This is a genomic window from Rhizobium sp. BK619, assembly GCF_014195245.1.
Classification (GTDB): domain Bacteria; phylum Pseudomonadota; class Alphaproteobacteria; order Rhizobiales; family Rhizobiaceae; genus Rhizobium; species Rhizobium acidisoli.
Window position 1 is genome coordinate 188,582 of sequence record NZ_JACIBH010000009.1, and the last position, 22,916, is coordinate 211,497.

Annotated in this window: 20 protein-coding genes; 14 read left to right on the forward strand and 6 right to left on the reverse strand. The window is 61.9% G+C overall.

Features of this window, described 5'->3' with window-relative positions; all coding sequences use genetic code 11:
* The first annotated feature begins 3 nt into the window (after positions 1-3).
* Entirely contained in the window at positions 4-1,248 is a 1,245-nt protein-coding gene (locus FHX14_RS18610; protein ID WP_184378054.1) for a DUF763 domain-containing protein, read from the forward strand.
* Positions 1,249-1,383: 135 nt separating this feature from the next.
* Here FHX14_RS18610 and FHX14_RS18615 read toward each other — a convergent pair whose 3' ends face one another.
* Together FHX14_RS18615 and FHX14_RS18620 are read right to left on the reverse strand one after the other, a co-directional pair.
* Positions 1,384-1,833 (reverse strand): pyridoxamine 5'-phosphate oxidase family protein, encoded by a 450-nt coding sequence (locus tag FHX14_RS18615; RefSeq protein WP_184378055.1) that lies wholly within the window; start codon positions 1,831-1,833, stop codon positions 1,384-1,386.
* 188 nt (positions 1,834-2,021) lie between these two features.
* Positions 2,022-2,939, reverse strand: a complete 918-nt coding sequence (locus FHX14_RS18620) for a DMT family transporter (RefSeq protein WP_184378056.1) — start codon at positions 2,937-2,939, stop codon at positions 2,022-2,024.
* 321 nt (positions 2,940-3,260) lie between these two features.
* Here FHX14_RS18620 and FHX14_RS18625 point away from each other — a divergent pair, with 321 nt between their 5' ends.
* The gene (locus tag FHX14_RS18625; RefSeq protein ID WP_184378057.1) at positions 3,261-3,581 is read left to right on the forward strand and encodes a YkgJ family cysteine cluster protein; all 321 of its coding nucleotides are present in this window, start codon (positions 3,261-3,263) and stop codon (positions 3,579-3,581) included.
* Between the two features lie 54 nt (positions 3,582-3,635).
* On the opposite strand, the gene FHX14_RS18630 is transcribed toward FHX14_RS18625, so the two are convergent.
* Positions 3,636-4,205: a nucleoside 2-deoxyribosyltransferase gene (locus FHX14_RS18630; RefSeq protein WP_184378058.1), complete on the reverse strand. Its 570-nt coding sequence runs from the start codon at positions 4,203-4,205 to the stop codon at positions 3,636-3,638.
* A 200-nt stretch (positions 4,206-4,405) separates the two neighbouring features.
* On the opposite strand from FHX14_RS18630, the gene FHX14_RS18635 reads away from it, so the two are divergent.
* The 10 genes from FHX14_RS18635 (at position 4,406) to FHX14_RS18680 (ending at position 16,254) form a co-directional block, all read left to right on the forward strand.
* The gene (locus FHX14_RS18635) at positions 4,406-4,648 is read left to right on the forward strand and encodes a DUF982 domain-containing protein (protein WP_184378059.1); all 243 of its coding nucleotides are present in this window, start codon (positions 4,406-4,408) and stop codon (positions 4,646-4,648) included.
* Between the two features lie 201 nt (positions 4,649-4,849).
* Positions 4,850-5,878, forward strand: coding sequence for a substrate-binding domain-containing protein (locus FHX14_RS18640; RefSeq protein ID WP_184378060.1), 1,029 nt, complete (start codon positions 4,850-4,852; stop codon positions 5,876-5,878).
* Between the two features lie 67 nt (positions 5,879-5,945).
* Positions 5,946-7,478 carry a sugar ABC transporter ATP-binding protein gene (locus FHX14_RS18645; protein ID WP_184378061.1) on the forward strand — a complete coding sequence of 511 codons (1,533 nt, stop codon included), beginning with the start codon at positions 5,946-5,948 and terminating at the stop codon, positions 7,476-7,478.
* Between the two features lie 28 nt (positions 7,479-7,506).
* Positions 7,507-8,499 (forward strand): ABC transporter permease, encoded by a 993-nt coding sequence (locus FHX14_RS18650; RefSeq protein WP_184378062.1) that lies wholly within the window; start codon positions 7,507-7,509, stop codon positions 8,497-8,499.
* Between the two features lies 1 nt (position 8,500).
* A complete protein-coding gene (locus tag FHX14_RS18655) occupies positions 8,501-9,505 on the forward strand; it encodes a sugar-binding transcriptional regulator (RefSeq protein ID WP_184378063.1) in 1,005 nt (334 codons plus the stop codon).
* A complete protein-coding gene (locus FHX14_RS18660; protein ID WP_184378064.1) occupies positions 9,502-10,494 on the forward strand; it encodes an aldo/keto reductase in 993 nt (330 codons plus the stop codon). Before FHX14_RS18655 ends, FHX14_RS18660 begins: the two co-directional genes overlap by 4 nt.
* A 12-nt stretch (positions 10,495-10,506) precedes the next feature.
* Positions 10,507-12,255, forward strand: coding sequence for a glycerol-3-phosphate dehydrogenase/oxidase (locus FHX14_RS18665; RefSeq protein WP_184378065.1), 1,749 nt, complete (start codon positions 10,507-10,509; stop codon positions 12,253-12,255).
* Positions 12,228-13,070 (forward strand): class I fructose-bisphosphate aldolase, encoded by an 843-nt coding sequence (locus FHX14_RS18670; protein WP_246713414.1) that lies wholly within the window; start codon positions 12,228-12,230, stop codon positions 13,068-13,070. The genes FHX14_RS18665 and FHX14_RS18670 overlap by 28 nt, the downstream gene beginning before the upstream one ends.
* A 32-nt stretch (positions 13,071-13,102) precedes the next feature.
* Positions 13,103-14,632, forward strand: a complete 1,530-nt coding sequence (locus FHX14_RS18675) for an FGGY-family carbohydrate kinase (protein WP_184378066.1) — start codon at positions 13,103-13,105, stop codon at positions 14,630-14,632.
* Positions 14,629-16,254, forward strand: coding sequence for a GMC family oxidoreductase (locus FHX14_RS18680; RefSeq protein ID WP_184378067.1), 1,626 nt, complete (start codon positions 14,629-14,631; stop codon positions 16,252-16,254). Before FHX14_RS18675 ends, FHX14_RS18680 begins: the two co-directional genes overlap by 4 nt.
* A gap of 159 nt (positions 16,255-16,413) precedes the next feature.
* Here FHX14_RS18680 and FHX14_RS18685 read toward each other — a convergent pair whose 3' ends face one another.
* A complete protein-coding gene (locus FHX14_RS18685) occupies positions 16,414-16,617 on the reverse strand; it encodes a cold-shock protein (protein ID WP_003572688.1) in 204 nt (67 codons plus the stop codon).
* A 432-nt stretch (positions 16,618-17,049) separates the two neighbouring features.
* Between FHX14_RS18685 and FHX14_RS18690 the strand changes: the two genes are divergently transcribed.
* Positions 17,050-18,144 (forward strand): hypothetical protein, encoded by a 1,095-nt coding sequence (locus FHX14_RS18690; protein ID WP_184378164.1) that lies wholly within the window; start codon positions 17,050-17,052, stop codon positions 18,142-18,144.
* 60 nt (positions 18,145-18,204) lie between these two features.
* On the opposite strand, the gene FHX14_RS18695 is transcribed toward FHX14_RS18690, so the two are convergent.
* Both FHX14_RS18695 and FHX14_RS18700 read right to left on the reverse strand, forming a co-directional pair.
* Positions 18,205-18,813 (reverse strand): class I SAM-dependent methyltransferase, encoded by a 609-nt coding sequence (locus FHX14_RS18695; RefSeq protein WP_184378165.1) that lies wholly within the window; start codon positions 18,811-18,813, stop codon positions 18,205-18,207.
* 182 nt (positions 18,814-18,995) lie between these two features.
* Entirely contained in the window at positions 18,996-21,875 is a 2,880-nt protein-coding gene (locus FHX14_RS18700; RefSeq protein ID WP_184378068.1) for a helix-turn-helix transcriptional regulator, read from the reverse strand.
* A 190-nt stretch (positions 21,876-22,065) separates the two neighbouring features.
* Here FHX14_RS18700 and FHX14_RS18705 point away from each other — a divergent pair, with 190 nt between their 5' ends.
* The gene (locus tag FHX14_RS18705) at positions 22,066-22,908 is read left to right on the forward strand and encodes an alpha/beta fold hydrolase (RefSeq protein ID WP_184378069.1); all 843 of its coding nucleotides are present in this window, start codon (positions 22,066-22,068) and stop codon (positions 22,906-22,908) included.
* The last annotated feature ends 8 nt before the right edge of the window (positions 22,909-22,916 follow it).

Consider the following 22,916-nt stretch of genomic DNA (forward strand, 5'->3'; position numbering starts at 1 on the left):
GAAATGTCACAACGCGCAGGTAGTGCCGATCTTCCCCTTCACGGGGGACGTGTGCCGCATTGGCTCGGCGACCGGATGACGCGGCTCGGAGCCCTGATCACCGAAGCGATCGTGCATCACTACGGCCGCGACGAATTCCTGCGCAGGCTCGCCCATCCTTTCTGGTTCCAGTCCTTCGGCGCGGTCATGGGCATGGACTGGCATTCCTCCGGCATCACGACTAGCGTTCTCGGTGCGCTAAAGCGCGGGCTGAAACCGCGCGCCGGCGAACTCGGTCTGCATGTCTGCGGCGGCCGCGGCGCGCATTCGCGCAAAACCCCGCAGGAACTCGTCTCGATCGGCGAACGCGTTGGCCTCGATGGCGAAGGCCTGGCGACGACGAGCCGTCTCATCGCCAAGGTCGATAGCGCCGCCCTTCAGGATGGGTTCGATCTTTATCTGCACGGGTTCATCGTCGCCGATGACGGCCGTTGGGTGGTCGTGCAGCAGGGCATGAACGGCGACAGGCGGCAGGCACGGCGCTATCACTGGCTGTCGGAAGGACTGGAAAGTTTTGTTGACTCGCCGCATGCGGCAATCGAGGGCAGGAGCCAGGGCACGATTGTCAATCTGGCCGACAGGCGCGCCGAGCGGTCGCGGCGCGGCCAGCTCGATCTGCTGGCAACGCTCGGTCCCGACCGGATCATCCGCGAGGCCGCCGCCCTATTGCGTGTCGAGCAGCAGGCGCCCGAGCCCGCCGAGCAGCCGATGCTGCCGCACCTGATCATGCCGGCGCATCACGATGTGCGCGAGAGCGATGTCAATATGCGGCGGCTGCATGGAAACCTCGCCGCCGCAGCCGACCGCGGGCCGGCGGATTTCGAAGAGCTGCTGCTGGTCCCCGGTGTCGGCGCCCGCACGGTGGAGGCGCTGGCCATGGTGGCCGAAGTCGTCCACGGCGCGCCCTGCCGGTTTTCCGATCCGGCACGCTTCTCGATCGCCCACGGCGGCAAGGACCGCCATCCTTTCCCGGTGCCGCTCAAGGTCTATGACGAGACGATCGGGGTGATGAAATCGGCAGTGCAGAAGGGCAGGCTCGGACGGGAGGAAGAGCTGCAGGCGCTCAAGCGTTTGGATGACCAGTCCAGGCAGATGGAACGCTATGTGACAGGTCCCGACCTCAAGGAAATCATCGCCGGCGAATTCCGCCACTCCGCCGATTTCGGCGGCCGGAGCGTCTTCGGCTGGGAGCCGCCGCCCGCAGACTAGAGCATGATGCCGAAAAGTGTGAGCGGTTTTCGGGCGACATCATGCTCTAACTCTTTAATTTAGAACAGGATTCAGATTTTAGGCCAAACGGGCCTAAAATCATCCTGTTCTAGGGCACTCCGTTATGCCGCTCTCTTATCTCGCTGATCCGGGTAGGGTGACCTCGCCGTTTTCCTCACCATCCCAGTAGCGGATGGAGGACGCGGAGACTTTGATGAGAACGATCCCGGGAGTGTCCACACCTTCCGGAAACCACCGCTCGAGATCGGGCACCCAATGTTCTTCGAATGCCGCCTTGTCGCGCACCAGTGAGGCGACGCCCTCGACAGCGATGAAAATCCCCGGTTTGCCGAGGAGACTGGGCGGTGCCGTGAACGTCAGCGAGACGATGTCGATGCCTTCGATCTCCGTGATTTTTCTGCTGTCCTCATACGAAAAGAACCAGGAATCACCGTCATATTCGACGTCGCCATTGTTGCTCATCGGTCGGGCCGAGATGCGGCCCGAGCCGGCGTTCGTCGACAGCATGCAGAAATCGATCTTCTTCAGTTGCGAGGACAGGTCTTCGATGGTCATGGACGCCATTGCGGTCTCCCGGGTTTGAATGCTCGAGAGTAGCGTGCAGGCGTCCAAATTGTTCCGTGGAAAGCCTGAGTGACGAAGCCTCCGACATTTTGATTATTCCCGCGGGTTCAAGAATGGAAGTATGCAGGAATTCCAGGGGTTACAGCAGCGTCCTATGCGAAGCTGAAAAGACAAGCGGCGCTTTAGCCTCAATGGCCGTCGGGCGGGACGGCTTCGACCGGAACCGTCTCTTTCAAGTTCTTCCGATGGAAGATGAAGAGCCCGGCAAAGACGATGATTGCGGCGCCGACGATGATCTGCATGTCGGGAATGTCGTTGAAGAAGATGTAGCCGAGCACGATCGCCCAGAGCAGCAGCGTATATTGCATCGGCGCCAGCAGCGATGCCGGCGCGAGCTTCAGCGAGCGGGTGATCAAGAGATGCGCGCACGTAGCGACGACACCGAGCAGCAGCATGCCGGACCAATTGACGAGCGTTGCCGGCTGCCAATTGCCGATGCTCAGCGCAATGCCGGTGGCAAGGGCGGCGATCGTCTGCCACGTCACCAGGGTCGTGTCGCTGGTCGAACGCAGATAACGACTCATCACCAGCGACAGCGCAAAGGCAAGGCTGCCGGCAAGGCCGAAGAGCGACGGAAGCGACAGCATCGCCGTCGACGGACGCAGCGCGATGACGACGCCTGCAAAGCCGACCAGAACGGCGAGCCAGCGGCGCCAGCCGATCTTTTCCCCAAGAAAGAAATGCGAGAGCGCGGCTATGTAGATCGGCCCGGCCATATAGAAGGTCATGACGTCGGCAAGCGGCAGATAGGCGACGGCCGCGTAGAACAGAGCGACATCGGCGGTCGCCATGAAAACACGGATGAACTGGAGGCCCTTCTTCTCGACGCGGAACAGGGCCATCGGCCCTTGCCGTGCGATCATCGGCCCGAGCACGATGAAAGAGCCGACCGAGCGGATCACCAGCACCTGGCCGAGGGCGAAGTTCGTGAGCAGCCATTTGCCCATCGCATCGTTCAGCGCAAAGAGCAGATCGCCGAGCAGCATCAGCACGACACCCGTCATGATCAGGTTTCCGGCGTTGGCTGCAGCCGCCTTGGTCTTCATCTCTCGAATCCTCGTGAAAACGGCCGCGCATTGCGCAGCCGAGTGCGGCTTCGGCCTTAACACCGCCAATGTCAATGGTCAGTTTCATCAGTGATTTTGTTTGTTCGCCGTCCTCTATCGTTCGGCACTTCATTGGCAGCTTTCAAAGGAATGCCTAAAGTGCCGTGAACGTCACAGCGAGGACAGCGCAAAGGCCGCTTGAAACCGTTCCGCCTCAATCAGGCCTCCCCCGAAGAAATGATTACGGCCGACCAGGCCGGGCGGTCATCTTCCGAATCAAGCACTTTGCGTTGTCGGCAGGTGCCGTGGTAGGAGCTGGGTATGAATTCACTAAGCGATCTAGATTGCCAAACCTGCGGTGCGTGTTGCTCCTTTTCATCTGACTGGCCAAGATTTTCCACGGAAAGTGATGCTGCTCTCGATTTGCTGCCACCGCGCTTCGTTGCTGCAGATGAAACGGGCATGCGTTGTAGTGGGTCGCGTTGCGCTGCATTGTCGGGTCGGGTCGGTGTCGAGACATCTTGCCTTGTCTACGATATTCGCCCTGTCGTTTGTCGCGAATGCGTTCCCGGAGACGCTGCCTGCCTGATGGCGCGTGACGCCTTCGGATTAACGCTTCCCTTGGATAGGTCAGCGCTTTAAGCCGGACGTAAATCCATAGCGCAGCGCGGAAGCTCAAACGCCTGGACGAAGTCCTTACCGCAGCTTCTCGACTGCGATGGCGAGACATGTCTTGAACGCGGACAAGTCTGTATAGAGCGCGTCACGAGCCGCGTCTCCGACGATGAGGACGCCGCCGCGCCGCTCGATCCCGGCGTGCAGCATGAGATTGTCGGCCAGGCCGAAATCCTCGACCGCAATCCCGTTCGGATCTCGCAGCCGACCTTCGGCATCATAGGCGACGGCGCCGCCATAAAGATCGCTCACCCGTCCGCTGTGATCGCGGGCCACATTCGTATAGGCGAAGACAGGCTTGCCGCTTGCGCACATAAAGCCGAGTTCGAAGGCCGTCCCGGTATCAGCGGCAATGCCGCGAAAGGGAGTTAGATTGGCGATGATGGCATCGGCCTCCATCATCATCTTCTCGTCCACCGCGTTTATCGCTGCCGCCCGCTCGCGCTTCGAGTTCGTCTGTGGGATTTCCAGGTCACCGGGTGAGAGTGGGTGAAGTCCCGCATCGCGGACAAGCGCTGCCTTCCGGTCGAGCATATCACGGGCGTTTGGAAGGAACACTTCAGGACCTGCGAGATAAATTTTTTTCGGCATAGATCAATTGCACCTTAAGGGGACGGGCTCGGAATGCGTCCCTTGCTGTAGAGCGAATGAGGATCACAATCCAGTGGACGAGAACCGCGCACGTGCAGCGCAGACGGATCGTTCGCCCGATCGTATGGGACCAAAGTCCCATGCTGGAACGAGCCCGCGCAGATGACGTTCAGCCATAGCCAAGAGCTGAGGAGATGTCGATGCGCCGCGATTTTTGGGACCAGCCCGTTGAGGTCATCATTGGGGATGGCGACCATCTTAAAAGTATCCGCAATAGCAGGGACGCGCTCGCATATCTGATGACCTGTTGGCCACCTGAGAAAGCGGCATCCTTCGCCGCCGCCAAGAAGATCTGCACGGACGCCATCCACGGGCAAGCCGATGCAGCCGCGGCCGCATTGGCTTTCAAAGTCGCGGCCGAAGAAGCCGGCGTGCTCCGTTAGCCCGCGCTTGCCGCAAACAACCGATAGCATCCTGGGGCGTGAAATATATTTCAACGTCTGAATTATATTGACAGACGACTGTGTCTAGGATTACTTGCCCATACCGGATTTCGAGGAGGAACTCCGGTCTTCAATGGATCATCGGCAGCCGCTCAGGCGCCGCCGGATATTTGGGAGGGGCTTCGGCCTCGAGGAGGAAACTTGCGCAGATTTTTAGGCACGACCGCATTGGCGGTCCTCGCATCGACTCTATTTGCCGGCGCAGCCAGCGCGGGTGCGGAAAATCCGTTCCGCTGCAAGCCGGGCGAAAAATACGTCATGAACGTCATGGTCTCGGGGGTCGAATATTGGTTCCCGGTCTATGAAATGTTCAAGCAGGCCGGTCAGCAACTCGGTTGCGAAACGGCCTATACCGGCACCCCGGAATATGACGTCAACAAGCAGATCGCCACCTTCGACCAGGCTCTGGCCCAGAACCCCGCCGGTATCCTCGTCCATCCGATGAATTCCGACCCGTTCATCGAGCCGATCAACCGGGCGATCGATCAGGGCACGGCGGTCGTCACCTTCGCAGCCGATGCGCCGCTCTCCAAGCGCATCTCGTTCATCACTTCGGACAATACCCGCGAAGGCACTTATGCGGCCGACGCGATTGCCGAAAAGATGGGCGGCAAGGGCGAATATGCCGTTCTGGAAAATCCGGGCCAGGACAACCACGACAAGCGTATCGCCGCTTTCATCGCCCGTATGGACGAAAAATATCCGGACATGAAACTGGTCGGCCGCGCTGCGTCCAACCAGGACCCGAATAAGGCCTATCAGGGCCTGATGAGCCTGGTGCAGGCCCATCCGAATCTTGGCGCCGTCTTCATGCCGGAAGCGAACTCGGCAATCGGCGCTTCGCAGGCCAACAAGGAAAGCGGCGGCAAGATCCTGGTGATGTGCGCCGACGTCAACGCCAATATCCTCGACATGATCAAGGCAGGCGAAGTGTTCGGCTCGATCAACCCGAACCAGGGCATGCAGGGTTACATGGGCTTCATGCTCCTGTGGCTGGCCAAACATCCCGAACTTATCGACCCGATGAACGACGCCAAGCGCGCCAGCTTCAACCCGATGAGCATTCCATTCGTCGACAACGGTCTGTCGATCGTCACGGCTGATAATGCCGACGACTTCTACTGGGACAAATACCTGAAGCGGCGGGGCACCAAAGGCATCGAGGAGTAAGCCGATGGTTCGGCTGTCCGGGCCAGGAGCTCCGGACAGCCACCATGAACGTGAGGAGGAGAGGAAGATGGCGGCGGTGCCGGTTCTGGAAATCCGCAATGTCAGCAAGCACTTCGGTGCGGTGAAGGCGTTGACTGAGGTGAGCTTCAGCCTTGAGAAAGGCGAGGTTCATGCGCTTTGCGGCGAAAACGGCGCGGGAAAGTCGACGCTGATGAACATCACTGCCGGCGTGCTGCAGCCGACCGAGGGCGACATTCTCGTCGACGGCGCGCCGGTAAAGGTGACGTCGCCGGCCGTGGCGCAATCGCTCGGGCTCGGCCTCGTGCATCAGGAAATTGCGCTCTGCCCCGATGCGACGGTGGCCGAGAACATGTTCATGGCCGCGACCAACCGCCGCCGCCGGCCTTTCATGAATTACGGCAGGCTGGAGCGGGAGGCGCAGGTCGTGATGAACCGTCTGGCGCCGATCGACGTCCGCCGCAAAGTCGGCGACCTGTCGATTTCCAGCCAGCAGCTCGTCGAGATCGCCAAGGCGCTAACACTCGATTGCCGGGTGCTGATCTTCGACGAGCCGACGGCAGCGCTGACGGAATCGGAGACGCAGGTGCTGTTCGGCATCATCCGCGACCTCAAGGCGCAGGGTATTTCGATTATCTATATCAGCCACCGCATGGCCGAAATCTTCAGCCTGTGCGACCGGGTCACCGTGTTTCGCGATGGCCGCTATGTCTCGACAGAGAAGGTGGCTGATTTGACGCCGGATGACGTGGTGCGCCGCATGGTCGGACGCGAGATCACCCAGCTCTATCCCGAAAAGCAGGCGCCGGCGGAGCAGACCGGCGAGACCATTCTGAGTGTGCGCCATCTCGGCGACGGCAGCCGCTTTGCGGATGTAGGCTTCGACCTGCGCAAGGGCGAAATTCTCGGCGTCGGCGGGCTGATCGGCTCCGGCCGCACCGAGATCGCCGAAGGTATTTGCGGATTGCGGCCGGTGATTGCAGGCGAGGTTGAACTGCATGGGCAGCGGCTGCGGACGCGGTCCTATGCGCAGGCCGTGCAGGCCGGGGTCGTTTACCTGTCGGAAGACCGGAAAGGCTCCGGCATATTCCTCGATCTCTCCATCGCCCAGAACATTGCCGTTCTCGATCTGAAATCGCTGACCGGACCGTTGGGGCTGCTGAATTCGAAGGCCGAGGCGGATCGCGCTCGCGACCTGGTTCGGCGGCTCGGTGTGCGGATGGGCGGTATCGACATGCCGGTCGCGTCGCTGTCGGGTGGAAACCAACAGAAGGTGGCGATTGGCAAGCAGCTGGCGGTTAATCCAAAGGTCATCCTGATGGACGAGCCGACCCGCGGCATCGATGTCGGCGCCAAATCGGAAATCCATCGGCTGCTGCGCGATCTCGCGCGCTCCGGCATCGGTATCGTCGTTATTTCGTCGGAACTGCCGGAGCTTCTCGGCCTGTGCGACCGGGTGCTGGTGATCCACGAGGGCAGGGTTGCCGGCGAGGTCGAAGGCGAGACGATGACCGAAGAAGCGATCATGCGGCTCGCGTCGGGCATCGGCGGTCACGCAAGGGCATCCGAGCATGCCGCATAACGAAAACGCAGGAGTAGGAGACAAGGTCATGGCGGAGGCTACGTTGGCAGCGGCACATCAGGCGCGCGCGCCCGGGTGGAAACGGCTGGGGAGGATGCGCGAGGCGGGACTGATCGCAATCATCCTGGCGCTCTGCATCGTCATGAGCTTTGCCTCGCCGCATTTTCTGACACTCGGCAATTTCCGGGCGATGTTGATGTCATTCTCGGTCGAAGGGATCGTCGTCGTCGGCATGACCATCCTGTTGATCGTCGGCGGGATCGACCTGTCGGTCGGCTCGGTCGTCTGCTTCTCGATGGTGCTGTCGGGTTCGCTGTTTCTGCTGGGGCTCGATCCATGGAACGCGTCCCTGCTCGGGATCGTTGCCAGCGGCCTGATCGGCTGCGTCATGGGCTTCTTCGTCACGGTCGTCGGGCTCAACCACTTCATCACCTCGCTGGCGGCGATGGTGATCGTACGCGGCGTCTGTCTGATCATCACCAAGGGCACGCCGCTGTCGCTGTTCACCTTGCCGCCCTCGTTCAAGGCGGTCGGGCAGGGCACGTTCTCCGGCGTCCCCTATGTGATCCTGATCTTCGTTGCCGTCGTCGTGCTGTTCGATTTCCTGCTCCGCCGGGCAACCGCCTTCCGCAAAGTGTTCTACACCGGCAGCAACGAGAAGGCGGCGCTCTATTCCGGCATCAAGACCAATCAGGTGAAGTTCTGGGTGACGGTGCTCTGCGCCACGTTGTCCGGTGTTGCCGGGGTGATCTACATGTCCCGCTTCGGTGCCGCGACCCCGACCTTCGGCGTCGGCATGGAACTCAACATCATCGCCGCCGCGGTGATTGGCGGTGCGTCGCTGAATGGCGGCTCCGGCACCATCCTCGGAGCAATTCTCGGCATCGCCCTGCTGTCGGTCGTCACGAGCTCGTTGATCTTGCTCGACGTATCCGTCTATTGGCAAGACATGATCAAAGGCTGCATTCTGCTTGCCGCCGTCTCGATCGATCATTTCCTGCACAAGCGGAAGGCTGCCTGATATGCCGATAGCCAAACTCAAACCCGCAAACGCGCCGCGCGAGGAAATCGTCATCGCCCGGCAGATGCACCAGGCTCTGGTCCTGCATTTCCTCGAAGGACTGACGCAGGCGCAGATTGCCGATCAGCTCGGCATCTCGCACGCCACCGTCAACCGCCTGATCAAGCGCGGCCGCCAGCTCGGCCTGGTCGAGATCAAGATCAAGTCGCCGGTCGAGCCTTTGGTCGATATGGAAGAACGGCTGCTGGCGCTTGGCGGCATCGGCCGTGCCGTGGTGGTGCCGACGGTGTCCGACAATCCGCAGACGGCGCTGCAAGCCGTCGGCGAAGCGGCAGCGCGGTTGCTGCTGGAGGAGATCGTCGACGGCGATACGATCTGCATCACCGGCGGCAAAGGGGTGAGCGCCGTCGTCGCCGGCCTGCAGCCGCCGCGTCGTTTCGATGTCGAAGTCATACCGGCAACCGGCTGCGTGCAGGGCAAGCACTATACCGACGTCAACCACGTCTCGACCTTGATGGCCGACCGGCTTGGCGGGCGTTCCTACCAGATCCACGCACCGCTCTTTGCCGACGATGCCGAGCAGCGGGCAATGCTGATCAACATGCGTTCGGTGGCAGACGTTTTCAAACGGGCGCGCGAGGCGAGGGTGGCCGTGGTCGGCATCGGCTCGATCCTGTCGGACGATTCCAGCTATTACGACCTGCATCCCTCATCGAGCACCGACCGCGCCGCGATCGAGCGGTCCGGCGCCTCCTGCGAATTGCTGGCGCATCTGCTCGATGATCATGGCCGGGTCTGCGACTACAGCCTCAACCGTTCGCTGGTGTCGTTGACGCTGCTGGAATTCGCCTCGATCCCCACCAAGATCGGTGTCGCGAGCGGCCCGAACAAGGCAGGCCCGATCCTCAGCGTTCTCCGCGGCAATCACCTGGATACGCTGGTGACCGACGAGGCGACGGGTGCGCGGGTGCTGGCACTGGCGAATGGCGAAGGAAAATGGGCATGAGCGCGCAGCAATTGACACGTGAGATCGGCAAATCCGGCGTTTCCGCCTCGGCGGTCGGATTGGGCACCTGGGCCATCGGCGGCTGGATGTGGGGCGGGACGGACGAGAAAGAATCCACCGCCGCAATCCAGGCATCGCTCGATGCCGGCGTGACGCTGATCGACACTGCGCCGGCCTATGGGCTCGGACGTTCCGAGGAAATCGTCGGCAGGGCCTTGACCGGTCGCCGCGACAAGGCTGTCATCGCCACCAAATGTGGCCTTGTCTGGCATACGCAGAAGGGCCGTCATTTCTTCGATCAAGACGGCAAGCCGGTCCACCGTTATCTCGGCCGCGAGGCGATCCTGCATGAGGTCGAGGAAAGCCTGAGGCGGCTCAAAACCGATTATATCGACCTCTACATCACCCATTGGCAGGACCCGACGACATCGGTCGAAGAAACGATGCGGGCGTTGGAAGATCTGCGCACAGCAGGAAAAATCCGGGCGATCGGGGCAAGCAATGTCAGCCACGACGACCTCAATGCCTATATCGCGGCCGGTGGTCTCGATGCGATCCAGGAGCGGTTCAGCATGATCGACCGCGAGATCGAGGCGGAGCTTCTGCCGCTGACCACGGTGAACGGCATAGCGACGCTGAGTTACTCCTCGCTGGCGCTGGGGTTGCTGTCCGGCACCATCGGTCCGGACCGTGTGTTCTCAGGCGACGACCAGCGCAAGGACAATCCGCGCTTTTCGGTCGTCAACCGCCAGAAGGCAATGGCGCTTGCCGACGCTATCCGGCCGATCGCCGAAAAGCACAGCGCCAGCATCGCCCAGACCGTGATTGCCTGGACGCTGGCCCAGCCCGGCGTGACCTTTGCGCTCTGCGGGGCGCGCAATCCGGCACAGGCGATCGACAATGCGCGGGCCGGGACTATCCGGCTGCATGCGGCCGACCGTGCGGCAATCGATGCGGCCATCGCGGCGAAACTGACTGATATAAGATAGCGGATCGCCATCATGAAACGTGAAGAGATATTGGACGGGCTTCGCCGGAGCCCGAAAGTGGACGTGTGTATCATCGGCGGCGGCATCAACGGCATCAGCGTCTTTCGGGAGCTGGCGCTGCAGGGGCTGAATGTGCTGCTCGTCGAAAAGCACGATTATTGCTCCGGCGCCAGTTCGGCGCTGTCGCGCATGGTGCATGGCGGGCTTCGCTATCTTGAAAACGGCGAATTCAAGCTGGTGCAGGAATCGCTGGTCGAGCGCGACCGGCTGCTGCGGAACGCGCCGCATTATGTCGCGCCTTTGCCGACGACGGTGCCGGTGTTCGATCTCTTCTCCGGCCTCGGCAATGGCATCGTCCGCTTCCTGGGGCTCAGCCGCCGTCCGAGCCGCCGCGGCGCCGTCGCTATCAAGGCGGGCCTGAGCATCTATGATTTCCTGACGCGCAAGCGAGCGCTCATGCCCCGCCACCAGTTTCGCGGCCGGCGTGCGACGCTTGCCAAGTGGCCGGCACTCAATCCCGACATCAAGAGTTCCGCCACCTATTTCGACGCCTGGGTCAGTCATCCCGAGCGGCTGGGCATCGAGCTTCTGCAGGATGGGCTTTCAGCCGAGTCCGGTGCGATGGCGCTGAACTATGCCGAACTGAGGCGTGGGCAAAATGGTGAGTATCATCTCGAGGACCGGATAGGCGGCGCCTCCGTTGCCGTCGAACCGGCGCTGATCATCAACGCCACCGGCGGCTGGATCGACGTCACCAATCGAACCTTGTTTTCCGAGGAAGCGCGGCCGGCGCCGCTGATGGGCGGCACCAAGGGCTCGCATCTGATCATCGACAATGCGGAGCTGTACGACGCACTTGCCGATCACATGATCTATTATGAGAACGAGGACGGGCGGATCTGCATCCTGTTTCCCTATCTCGGCAAGGTTCTCGTCGGTTCCACCGATATCCGCGTCGATGATCCGGAAACGGTGCGCTGCGAGGTGGACGAGCGGGATTATGTCCTGCAATCGCTCGCCTTCGTGTTGCCAGACATCGCCATCCGGCCGGAGCAAATCGTTTTCCAGTTTGCCGGCGTGCGGCCGCTGCCGGCCAGCACCGACAGTTTTACCGGACGTATCCCGCGCGATCATTTCTGCACCGTGCTGGAGCCGTCCGAGGGCGGGCCGCCGGTGCTCTGCATGATCGGCGGTAAGTGGACGACATTTCGCTCCTTCGGCGAACTGGCGGCCGACCTGGCTATGGAAAAGCTCGGCAGAAGGCGCCAGGTTGCGACAACCGATCGGCCGATCGGCGGCGGGCGGACATTTCCGGCCGATAGATCCGTATGGCTGGCGCAGGCGGCGACCGGCAAAGACGTTCCCGCCGGGCGCATGGCCGAGCTGTTAGCCCGGTATGGCACGGATGCCGAGGCGATTGCCGGTTTCATCGCGGCAGGCCGCGATGAAACCCTGCCGCATGCCGGCTACTCCACGCGCGAATTGCAGTTGCTGATCCGGGAGGAAGCGGTGGAACATCTCGACGACCTGCTTTTGCGGCGCACCACGCTTGCCGTTTCGGGCGAGCTTTCGCTCGACATGATGGATGCCGCACTCGACCTGCTGGCGCAAGAAAAGCGCTGGGCGCCGGGCGATCGCGCCCGGGAACGCGACCGCTTTCTCACCCTTCTCAACGAGCGCCACGGCGTCGACGAAGACATGCTTTCCGCAAGGAACGAACCAAGGAGCACAGAATGCGACACAACAGCAAAGTCCGGATGAACCGGCTGTTCGGCCGCGACCGCTGCCTCGACGTGGCGATCGATCACGGCGTCTGCAACGAGCCGTCCTTCCTCGACGGGCTGGAGGATATTCCAGCCGTCGTCAGGGCCCTGGTCTCTGCCGGCCCGGATGCGATCCAGATGAATTACGGCCAGGCGGACCTGCTGCAGGACATGCCCGGCAAGGACAAGCCGGCGCTGGTCATGCGCATCGACATGGGCAATCCCTATAACCGAATACGCCACCGCGACATGTGGGCGGTGCTGCAGAACGAGGCCGAGCCGTTGATCGGGGCGATCGAGATGGATGCGGCCTGCGTCGTCGTCAACCTGTTCATGCTGCCGGACGAGCCGGACCTGTTCCGCCAGTGCGTGGGGAATATTTCCCGCGTGCGGGCCGATTGCGACAAGTATGGCATGCCGCTGATGATCGAGCCGCTGGTGATGCAGCCGGTCACCGAAAAGGGTGGTTACATGGTCGATGGCGATGCTGACAAGATCGTCACGCTGACGCGGCTCGCCCGCGAGATGGGCGCCGATATCGTCAAGGCGGATCCGACCACCAATGCCGAAGATTTCCACAGGGTCGTGGAGGCAGCCCGGTGCCCGGTTCTCGTCCGAGGCGGCGGCAAGGAGGATCTTCGTGCCGTCTTCGACAAATCGGCGGCCTTGATGCGGCAGGGCGCGGTGGGCATGGTCTATGGGCGCAACATCTATCAGCACGCCAATCCGAGTGCGGTGGTACGCGGGCTGATGGCCATCGTGCACGAGGATGCGAGCGGCGAACAGGCCTTTGCGCTCTATCAGCAGGGCTGAGTTGCGATTTCGAACCTTCGGAGGGGTTCTGCATGGGAGACTATCTTTTGGGGCTCGACGCCGGAAATACCGTCATCAAGGCGGTGATTTTCGATCGGCACGGCAACGAGATCGCGGCTGCCTCCGAAGAGGGGCACAGCCGCATGCCGAGCCCGGGGCATGTCGAGCGGGGGTTGGACGAACTCTGGACGAATGCACGGCAGGTCATCCGCGCCTGCATCGAAAAGGCAAAGATCCGGCCGGAGGAAATCGCCGCTATCGGCTGCGCCGGGCATGGCAACGGTCTCTATGCGCTTGATCGCGACGGTGCTCCGTTGATCGCCATCCAGTCGCTCGACACGCGGGCGGCCGGGCTGGTCGATGAATGGCGAGAGGCCGGCGTTGGCGACCGGACCTATCCGATTGCCCGCCAGCGTCCGTGGCCGTCGCAGACGCCGACATTGCTCGCCTGGCTTAAACGTCACCGGCCGGACCTGTTCGGCCGCATCGGTACGGTGTTCTTCTCCAAGGATTTCGTCGTCAACCGCCTGACCGGCCGCCGCGTCAGCGAGGTGTCCGACATGTCGGGGGCCGGTTTGCTCGATCTTGCTGCGCGCCGTTACGACAAGGCGCTGATGGAGGCCTATGGACTGGGCGATTGCATGGACCTCCTGCCACCGCTCCTCGAAAGCGCCGACATTGCCGGCGTGGTGACGGAAGAGGTGGCGACGCAAACCGGCCTCGCCGCCGGTACGCCGGTGGTCGGCGGGCTGTTCGACGTCGTCGCCTCGGCGCTCGGTTCGGGCGTTTCGCGCACCGGCAGCGCCTCGATTATTGCCGGCACCTGGAGCATCAACCAGGTTATCATCGACGGTCCCGACCTCGACGGGCCGGTGTTTATGTCCTCGACCTTCGATCGAACGCGTTACATGGCGATGGAAAACAGCGCCACCTCGGCCGCTAATCTCGAATGGCTGGTGCGGGAGTTCTTCGAAGGCGAGCATGCGGAAGGCGTTTCGCCCTTCGATTCCTGTTGCGCACTCGCCACGGCGATCAAGCCCGCGGCAGACGATCCGCTCTATCATCCCTATCTCTACGGCGCTCAACAGGACGGCCACGCACGCGCCGGATTCTACGGTCTTGCCGGCTGGCACAGCAAGGGGCATCTCGTTCGCGCGCTTCTCGAAGGTGTCGCCTTCGGCCATCGCCAGCACATCGAAACGATCCGAAAGGCCGGAGCGGTCTTCAACGAAGCCGTGCTGTCCGGCGGCGGCTCGCGCAGCCTGATTTGGCCGCAGATCTTTGCCGATGTGCTCGGCGTTCCCGTCACCGTTGCCCGTTCGCGCGAAACCGGTGCGCTGGGAGCGGCGATTGCGGCGGGAACCGGCGTCGGCATCTTCGCGGACTTCGGTTCTGGAGCTGCGGCCATGGTGCAAACCGAGCGGCATTACCGGCCGGATGTCTCGCTTGAGGAGCATTATGCGCGGCGCTACGCTCTCTATCAGGATATCGCCGAGGCGATGGCGCCGCTCTGGCGGCGTCTGACGGCGGCTCCGCCGGCGGCAGCGGGAGTGGCGGCGTGAACATGCGCGTGAACGATGCGGCCATCGAGGCGGGAAGCTACGACTATATCATCGTCGGCGCGGGATCGGCGGGATGCGTTCTCGCCAACCGGCTGTCGACCGATCCGAAAAACCGCGTCCTGCTGCTCGAAGCCGGCGGCAGCGACCGGTATCATTGGGTGCATGTGCCGATCGGCTATCTCTACTGCATGGGCAATCCCCGCACCGACTGGATGATGAAGACGGCTGAAGAAACCGGGCTGAACGGCCGCTCGCTGCCCTATCCGCGTGGAAAGGTGCTGGGCGGCTGCTCGTCGATCAACGGCATGATCTACATGCGCGGCCAGGCGGCCGATTACGACGGCTGGCGGCAGGCGGGCAATTCCGGTTGGGGCTGGGACGACGTGCTGCCCTATTTCCTGAAATCCGAGGACAATTACCGCGGCAGGTCACGGATGCACGGGGCAGGCGGCGAATGGCGTGTGGAAAGGCAACGGCTTTCCTGGCCGATCCTTGATGCCTTTCGCGATGCCGCCGAGGAACTCGGCATTCCGAAAACCGACGATTTCAACGATGGCGATAATGAGGGTTCAGGCTATTTCGAGGTCAATCAGCGCGGCGGCCTGCGCTGGAACACCACCAAGGCCTTTCTGCGCCCGGCGATGAAGCGGGCCAATCTGCGTGTACTGACCGGCGCCGAAACCGAGCGGCTGGAATTCGACGGCAGGAGGGTGTCCGGCGTGCGGTTCCGGCTGAACGGCCAGACTCATCTGGCGCGCGCCGGCCGCGAGGTCATTCTGTCTGCCGGTGCGATCAATTCGCCGAAAATCCTGGAACTGTCAGGCGTTGGCCGCCCGGACGTGCTGTCCGCCGCCGGGCTGGATGTCACCCATGAACTTGCCGGCGTCGGCGAAAATCTGCAGGATCATCTGCAGATCCGCACGGTTTTCCGCATCGAGGGCGCAAAGACGCTGAACCAGCTTTATCACAACCTGTTCACCCGGGCGGGCATGGGGCTTGAATATGTGCTACGCCGGTCTGGGCCGCTGTCTATGGCACCGAGCCAGCTCGGCATTTTTGCCAAAAGCGATCCGGCTGTTGCGACCGCCGATCTCGAATATCACGTGCAGCCCTTGAGCACCGACCGGCTGGGCGAGCCGCTGCACAAATATCCCGCGGTTACCGTCTCCGTCTGCAATCTGCGGCCGGAAAGCCGCGGCACCGTCCATGTCGGCGGCCCGGACTTCTCCATGGCGCCGGACATCCGCCCGAATTATCTTTCGACCGTCGGCGACCGGATCGTGGCGACGAAATCGATCCGGCATGCCCGCCGGCTGATGGCGGCCGGCGCCATCGCCCAGTACCGGCCGCAGGAGATGCTGCCGGGCAGGCAATACCAAAGTGACGAGGACCTGATTCGCCGCGCCGGCGATATCGCCACAACGATCTTCCATCCGGTCGGCACCTGTAAAATGGGCAGCGACACGATGGCGGTGGTTGATTCGCAATTGCGGGTGCATGGGATGGCGAAGCTGCGGGTCGTCGATGCCTCGATCATGCCGACCATCATCTCGGGCAACACCAATTCGTCGGTGATCATGATTGCCGAGAAGGCGGCCGAAAGCATTCTATCGGAGGCGTAGAGAGCGCCTCGCGTCGGCCTGACGTGGATGCGTGAAGCATTCCTGCCGTCCCGGTACCCCAAAACGACACGCACAGACCTCGATTACCGTCGTCGCGGCCTATGGCGTTGCGACGAGCCCAACCCGCTCAACGCGGGTTGGGTGATCTTCGACTTTGAATCAGAGGGTTGAGACGTTCTCAGCCTTCGATTTTCCGGTCTTGCGATCCTGTCCGACGTCGAAGCTGACCTTGTCGCCTTCGCGGAGCGACCCGCCGCGCTGCAGAGCAGACACGTGCACGAACACGTCCTGTCCGCCATCCTCGGGGGTGATAAAGCCGAAGCCCTTGTCGTCATTGAAGAATTTAACCGTACCTGTCGGCATGAGATAACTATTCCTTGTGTCATTCGTCGATTTGCGAAAGCGAAACTATACCGCCGCCGCTCCTCTATCAACCTTCATACCGGTGACGCAACTTTAAAGGCGAAGAGGCAACAGTTTTGGCGAGGGTCAAACCGGCTCCTGACAGCCGATCGCCTGACGATCCGACCGTTTTTCATCGTCTCGATGGTGCGTCCGGAGGCATCGTCGAAATCTGTTTCTCGTTTGCGCCCGCGTCATCGACAGAATCAACGCAGGATTGCCGCCCGCGCGTGTAGAAAAGCATTGCCGATCGCCCATAACAGGTTGTAGATCGGTATCACACAATGGGATTGTGCAAGCCGGTCTGGATGACGCCAACTCCGCTCGTTGGTCCTCGGCCGCTGTATGAAGCTTTACCGGCGCGCCGCGCTGTCATTTGAGGGGTCTGCGCCGTTGTCTTCGCTTGTTCTCCCCAGCCGCCCGCTTTCACTGGCGCGCAACGTCATCTCCACGCCGAACGCTTACTTCTGGTCAACGCCCATTATCCTGGCATTGGCCGTCTTTCTATTCGTCTCGGAAGCACCCGGTGTGATCCGCGATTTCCAGATCAGCCAGAACCCTTTGGTGCTAGAGAACGGCGACGTGCAAAACGGGAAATGCACAACACGCAAGGCAGTCTTCACCGACTGCGAGGCACGCCTTGTCTACAGCTACGGCGGACGAAACTACGACACCGAGGTCGAGGTCATGTTCGTCGATTTCCATACCGGCGATTATGAAACCGATCTGGTGATTTCCGCCGACCATCCGGAACTCGCGACAATGAGCCTGGGTCTGGACATGCTCTGGAACAGGATCATCACGCTCACTGTGTTTGTGGTCCTGCTTGGCGGCATGAGCCTGGGCATGATTTTTCTTGGTATCCGCATTTGGCGGGTGAAGGGGCAATTGTGCCGGCCTGCCAGGCTGATCCCCGTCCCAGTCGAGATCAGTGCATTCGACCGCAAACGCGGGGTTCTTTCCATCACCTACAATGACAAGATCGCCGCCGACAAAACGGGACGATCGGCTTACACGCGGATGAAGAGCGGACAGGAGCCGCTGATCGTCGGTGAAGCCAATGGCAAGGCAATCGGAATGGCCGTCAGGCACGGCAATACGGCCCTGCCAGTGCTTCTGGACGATCGTCTGCAGCGGGTCGAGCTCACGGATGCCGAGCGCGCCGCGGCTCTTGCACCCCTGGGGCAGCAGCAAGACGGCGATCAGGCTGCGCCTGTGTTGATCGAAGAACCCAAAAAGACGGTATCGATCTGGAAACGGCTGCAGCTTTTCTTCGGTACGTTGCTTCTGATCGTCGTTGGTGTAGTCGGCTTCTGGCTTTGGTACGTCACGAGCTCGGCGACACAATTCCAATCACCTGGCATGGACATCAACAACCTCATGCCGGCGCCGTTGAACGAGTGGGGATGCGAGCAGCTGAAGAAGCGGTTTGGCCAGGATCGCGCGCCGTTTGGTTGCACCGCCGCCGATTACACGAGCTGGAAATAGCCGGCGCCCTATCGTTTGATCGGAACGCCTGCTAGCAGCCTCGCGCGAAAATGCGGCGCCTCATCCCGGTCGTCGGGTGTAAAAGGTGTGCCACGCTTCGTTGTTGCGGCTCATGCGGTATGAATCCCATTCAAGATCCAGGCCGGCCGCCATGAGGCGCAGCGCGAACTCGTCGCGGCGCCAGTAGGTCATATGGTAGGCGCCGCTCGTCTCCCCGTCTCCATCCCGCATCGTCACCAGGAAGACGCCTCCGGGGCGCAGCGCGGCGGCGATCTTTTCGAGGACGTGGCCGGTCTGGTCGCGAGGCACGTGGATGAGAACACAAAGTGCAATCACCGCATCATAAGGGCCGCCAAGGTTGCCGGTGATGACGTTGAGCAATTCGCCCTGCTTGCCGCGCGCTGCCTGCAACTCGAGAAATCGTCGCGTCGCATCGGTTCGCCTTACCAGAACACCCTGGGTCTCGAGAAAATCCGCATCCCACCCAGGGCCTGACCCGATCTCAAGGACCCGGCCGCCCTTGCCGGCGGCGATGGCGAGCTGTTGCAGCGCGGCTTCCAGGCCCGGCGCGGGAAAGGGATCAACGATGCGGCAATAGTCATCGGCATCCCCTTCATAGGAATCGATCGTGCATTGGGTATCGGCCAAGGCGGTGGAAGAGATGTGCATTTTGACCTCCGATTGATGAAATCCCGGCACCGCTCGATGGCGCCATATCATCATGCTCGACGTAAGACCGCGTAAGCACATCAGGCAAAATGCCTAGGCCGTGAAAAAATGGAATGCGATGCGGGCTTCGAGAAAGCGGCGGATATCAGGACGACTTAGCCAGGACTCCTGGAAGCTCACATCTATGCCGGATCAACGATCCGGAGCCGGTGCGCCATGGCGGCCGCAGCACCGCGGCTGGGGACGGCAAGTTTGCTCAAGATGTTGGAGACATGAACGCTCGCCGTTTTCGACGAGATGAACAGATTATCGGCGATCTCGCGATTGCTTTGTCCGGCGGCGACAAGCCTGAGTACCTCGAATTCCCGGTCCGTCAGGCCAAGTGGCGCCTTCGGTGTACTACCCTCTTTCCCGCCTCGCAGATCAATGCGGGCCTTTGCGGCCAGCGTCTCGATCTGATTGGCAAGCAGGCGGGCGCCGATCGAATGGGCAAGGTCCGCAGCTCGCCTGAAATGGTCTGCACCTCTGGCGCGCTTACCGGCATTCACCGCAGCGCTCCCGGCCTGCATCAGGGCATATGCCTGCCGAAAGGGCTGGCTCAAATCAGCCCAGCTTTGGGCAGCCGCTTCCCAGGCATCGAGGTCGGAAACCGTCGCGCGCGACATCTCGGCCGAGACAGTAAGCCTCTCGGCTTGCTCCACCACGTTGCGGCACGGGGTCCGAGCGGCGAGGTCCGCGAGCTGCTGGGCGACATCTTTCCGGTTCGTGTCGATGGCGACGCGCATGGCAGAGGCCAAGAGCGGCCAGGAGACGCCTCCTTGCTTCTCCAACTGGGTCGAAGCCGATCTTATCAGGATCGCAGATTGATCCATATCGCCCGCCAGCGCGGTGCTTTCGAGGTCGAATCGCAAAAGATTGGCCGTCATGCGGCCCGCGACCTGGGGGCCGGGTGGCAGAGCGCGCAAGGCGCTTGCCGCTGCGGCAACGCGATCCGAATCCCCCAGGACCAGGGCGATCTCCGCGTGACATTCGAAAACATGAACCAGCCCCAGCGGCAGCGGATCCAATGCCGCCATCCGTTCGCATGTCTCAACGGCTTCGGAAACGCGGCCGACGGCGAGCAGGGCGCGGCACAAGGGCGAACCCACGATTGCCCCGATATACCGGGCCTGGCCGAATTCGACGGTCCGGGCAAAGATCGCCGGTCCGATGTCGATGATCTGAGCGTAGTCTCCTGTCTCGAGCAGGGCTTGAAGCAGGGCTGCGCCCGCCAGCACCTCGACCCGGCCGATGGATGCCTGACCGGCGCGCTTAGCCACGTTCCAGAAGGCGTCGATGCGAGAGTTGCCCGCGGCCATGTCCACGGACGCCGCGACGATCAGTGCCTCGATGCGGTATTCCTCGTCATCGAGCCTCTCCGACAGGTCCTTCAACTCGTCGCCCAAGAGCCTGGCGCGATCGAATTCTCCCCGCAATATCAGAGCGCGGGAAAACTGCCCCAGTCCGTCCGCACGCAGCCTGGTGGGATCGACCGCGTGGTCAAGCGCTCGCTCAAGATCGGCGATCTCACCTGGGATCAGCGTGTGCTGACGCATCACCGCGCGCTGCAGAAGAAGGGCTGCCAGCTGTTCGCTGTCGCGCTCGGCATTCACTTCGGCGAGAGCACGTTCGACGAAGGCCAGCCCCTGTTCGGCTTCAGCTGCCCAGCAGGCCGCATCGGCAGCCAATTCCAACACCCTGCAGTGATCCGCGCCGATCAGGTCAGCCGCATGATCCACGTCGGGCCAGGCTGCCAGCACGAGCTTCAGCATCTCCATCTGGTCTGCATAGGCGAAGGCGGCAGCAGCTTCCGCGGCGGATTGCCACGCCCACCGCAGGCACGGTTCGGCCTGGCCGGCGCCGCGCCAATGGCGGGCGAGCGCAACGGCATGCCAAACCCGGTAGCTTGGAACCGAGCCGCGTTCGAGTACTTCGGCATAGGCGCGATGGATGGCCATCCTTTCGCCGGCGATCAGGTCACTACGCACCGCCTCGTGGATCAGGGCGTGGCGGAACGCATATCCGTCGCCATCCGGCACCAGGATCCCTGCCAAAATCGCAAGCCGCAGCAATTCTGCCAGTTCGATATCGGACTTCTCAGTCACGCTGCGAAGAAGCGCATGCGTGATATGTGGGCCGCCAAGCGCCATCACCTTCAAGAGTTCTGCCGTCGACGCCGGCATCTCCCTGACGCTTTTCAGCAGGTAGTCGTTGAGCGAGCCAGGGAAATCTGTCCGCAAGTTTCCGCTCGCATCGATAAGCACCTCCGTGAAAAGCGGGATCCCGCAGCAACGCGCATGGACCTCATTGATGACGGCCGGTGTCGGCGGGCGCCCGAGCAGCCCCTCGAGCTGCGCGGCGACTTCGGCGCGCTTCAGGCGGGGAAGCTTCAACACCTCGGCAGCCTCGGACAGCGAGAGGTCGGCGATGGTCGTTCGCAGTACGTTGCTGCCGCTGGTCTCCTCAGGTCGGTAGGTGACGATCAGCATCATCCGACTTTTCTTCAGCCGCGTCGTGAGGAAACGAAGCAGATCGCAAGTGGCCTGGTCGGCCCAGTGAATGTCTTCGACGACAACGACGAGCGGCATCTCCCGGGCGAGCTCTTCGAACAACTTCCTCAACGCCTCGAACAGCCTCGCTCTTGCGATGCCCGCATCAAACCGTTCAGATGTTTCGCCGAATTCGGGAAGAAGCCAAGCCAGCTCGCGCGCACTCGCGGCGCCGACAAGCGACCGGACCGCCGTCCCGCCGCGCAGTTGAACCAGTTCATGCAGCACGGCCGTGACCGGCGCATAGGGCAATGCCGATTCTCGCTGCTCGATGCAGCCGCCCTTCAGGATCAACGCACGGCCTGACAGTCGGTCGGCAAACTCCTCGACCAGCCGGCTCTTGCCACCGCCTGCTTCCGCCCCGAGAAGAATGGAGCGTTGCCTGCCGCCGGAGACGTCCCGGAACGCGGATTCCATCGCATCGAGTTCTGCTGCACGGCCCGAGAACAGGGACTTTTTGAGGGATGTCGACACAAAGTCCTCCGATAGGTGAAGCTCAAGATTAGCAGAGATGGAGGCGTAGTCATCCCGTGCGTGTTTTGAACCTGTCCTAGGCAAAATGCCTGATGCGGCACTCCTGCCTTAGCCCCAACATGGGGATGCCTGCTAACACCAGGACCCAAGGCTTCGCCGCTTCACCCGATACACATAAAGGACGCTCCAAGTGACTGAACGCAATATCAAGTTTGACGACGTCGAGATCGCCGCACAGGCCTTTGGCGACCCGGCGCATGAGCCGATCCTGTTGATTATGGGCGCAATGGCGTCGATGCTGTGGTGGCCGGACGGGTTCTGCCAGAAGCTCGCCGCTCTAAAATATTATGTCATTCGCTATGACAATCGAGACACTGGCCGTTCGACGATCTACGAGCCGGGGGAACCGCCTTACACCATGGACGACATGGCTGCGGACGCCGTCAGGGTACTGGATGGCTACGGCATTGACCGCGTCAATCTGATCGGCATGTCACTGGGCGGCACGATTGCCCAGATCGCAGCGCTCTCCTATCCCGAACGCGTCAAGACGCTGACGCTGATGTCCACCACGCCAATAGGCATTGATACTAGCGGGCTGCCGCATACCACTGACGCCTACATGGCGCACGCCGCGACGGGTGACGCCATCGACTGGACAGACAATGCCCAGGTGATCGAATTTCTTGTCAGAGACACCCGGATGATCGCCGGGGTGGCGCACACCTATGACGAAGGGCGGGCGCGCGCCTTTGTCGAACGGGATGTCAGGCGGGCGAAGAACTTCGTCAGTGCCACAAATCATTTCATGTTGAGGGGCGGGCAGGCCTTGAAAGGAAAATTGGCGGAACTGGCCGCGTCCCTCCTCGTCATACACGGAACGGCCGACCCGATTTATCCGGTTGAGCACGGCGAACTGCTGGCAAGAACCGTCCGGGGCGCGAAGCTTGTCCGCCTCGAAGGTGGCGGCCACGAAATTCATCCCAACGATTGGGAAGAGATCATTTTCGCCATCGACGCCCACTTGCGGTGACCCGCGAA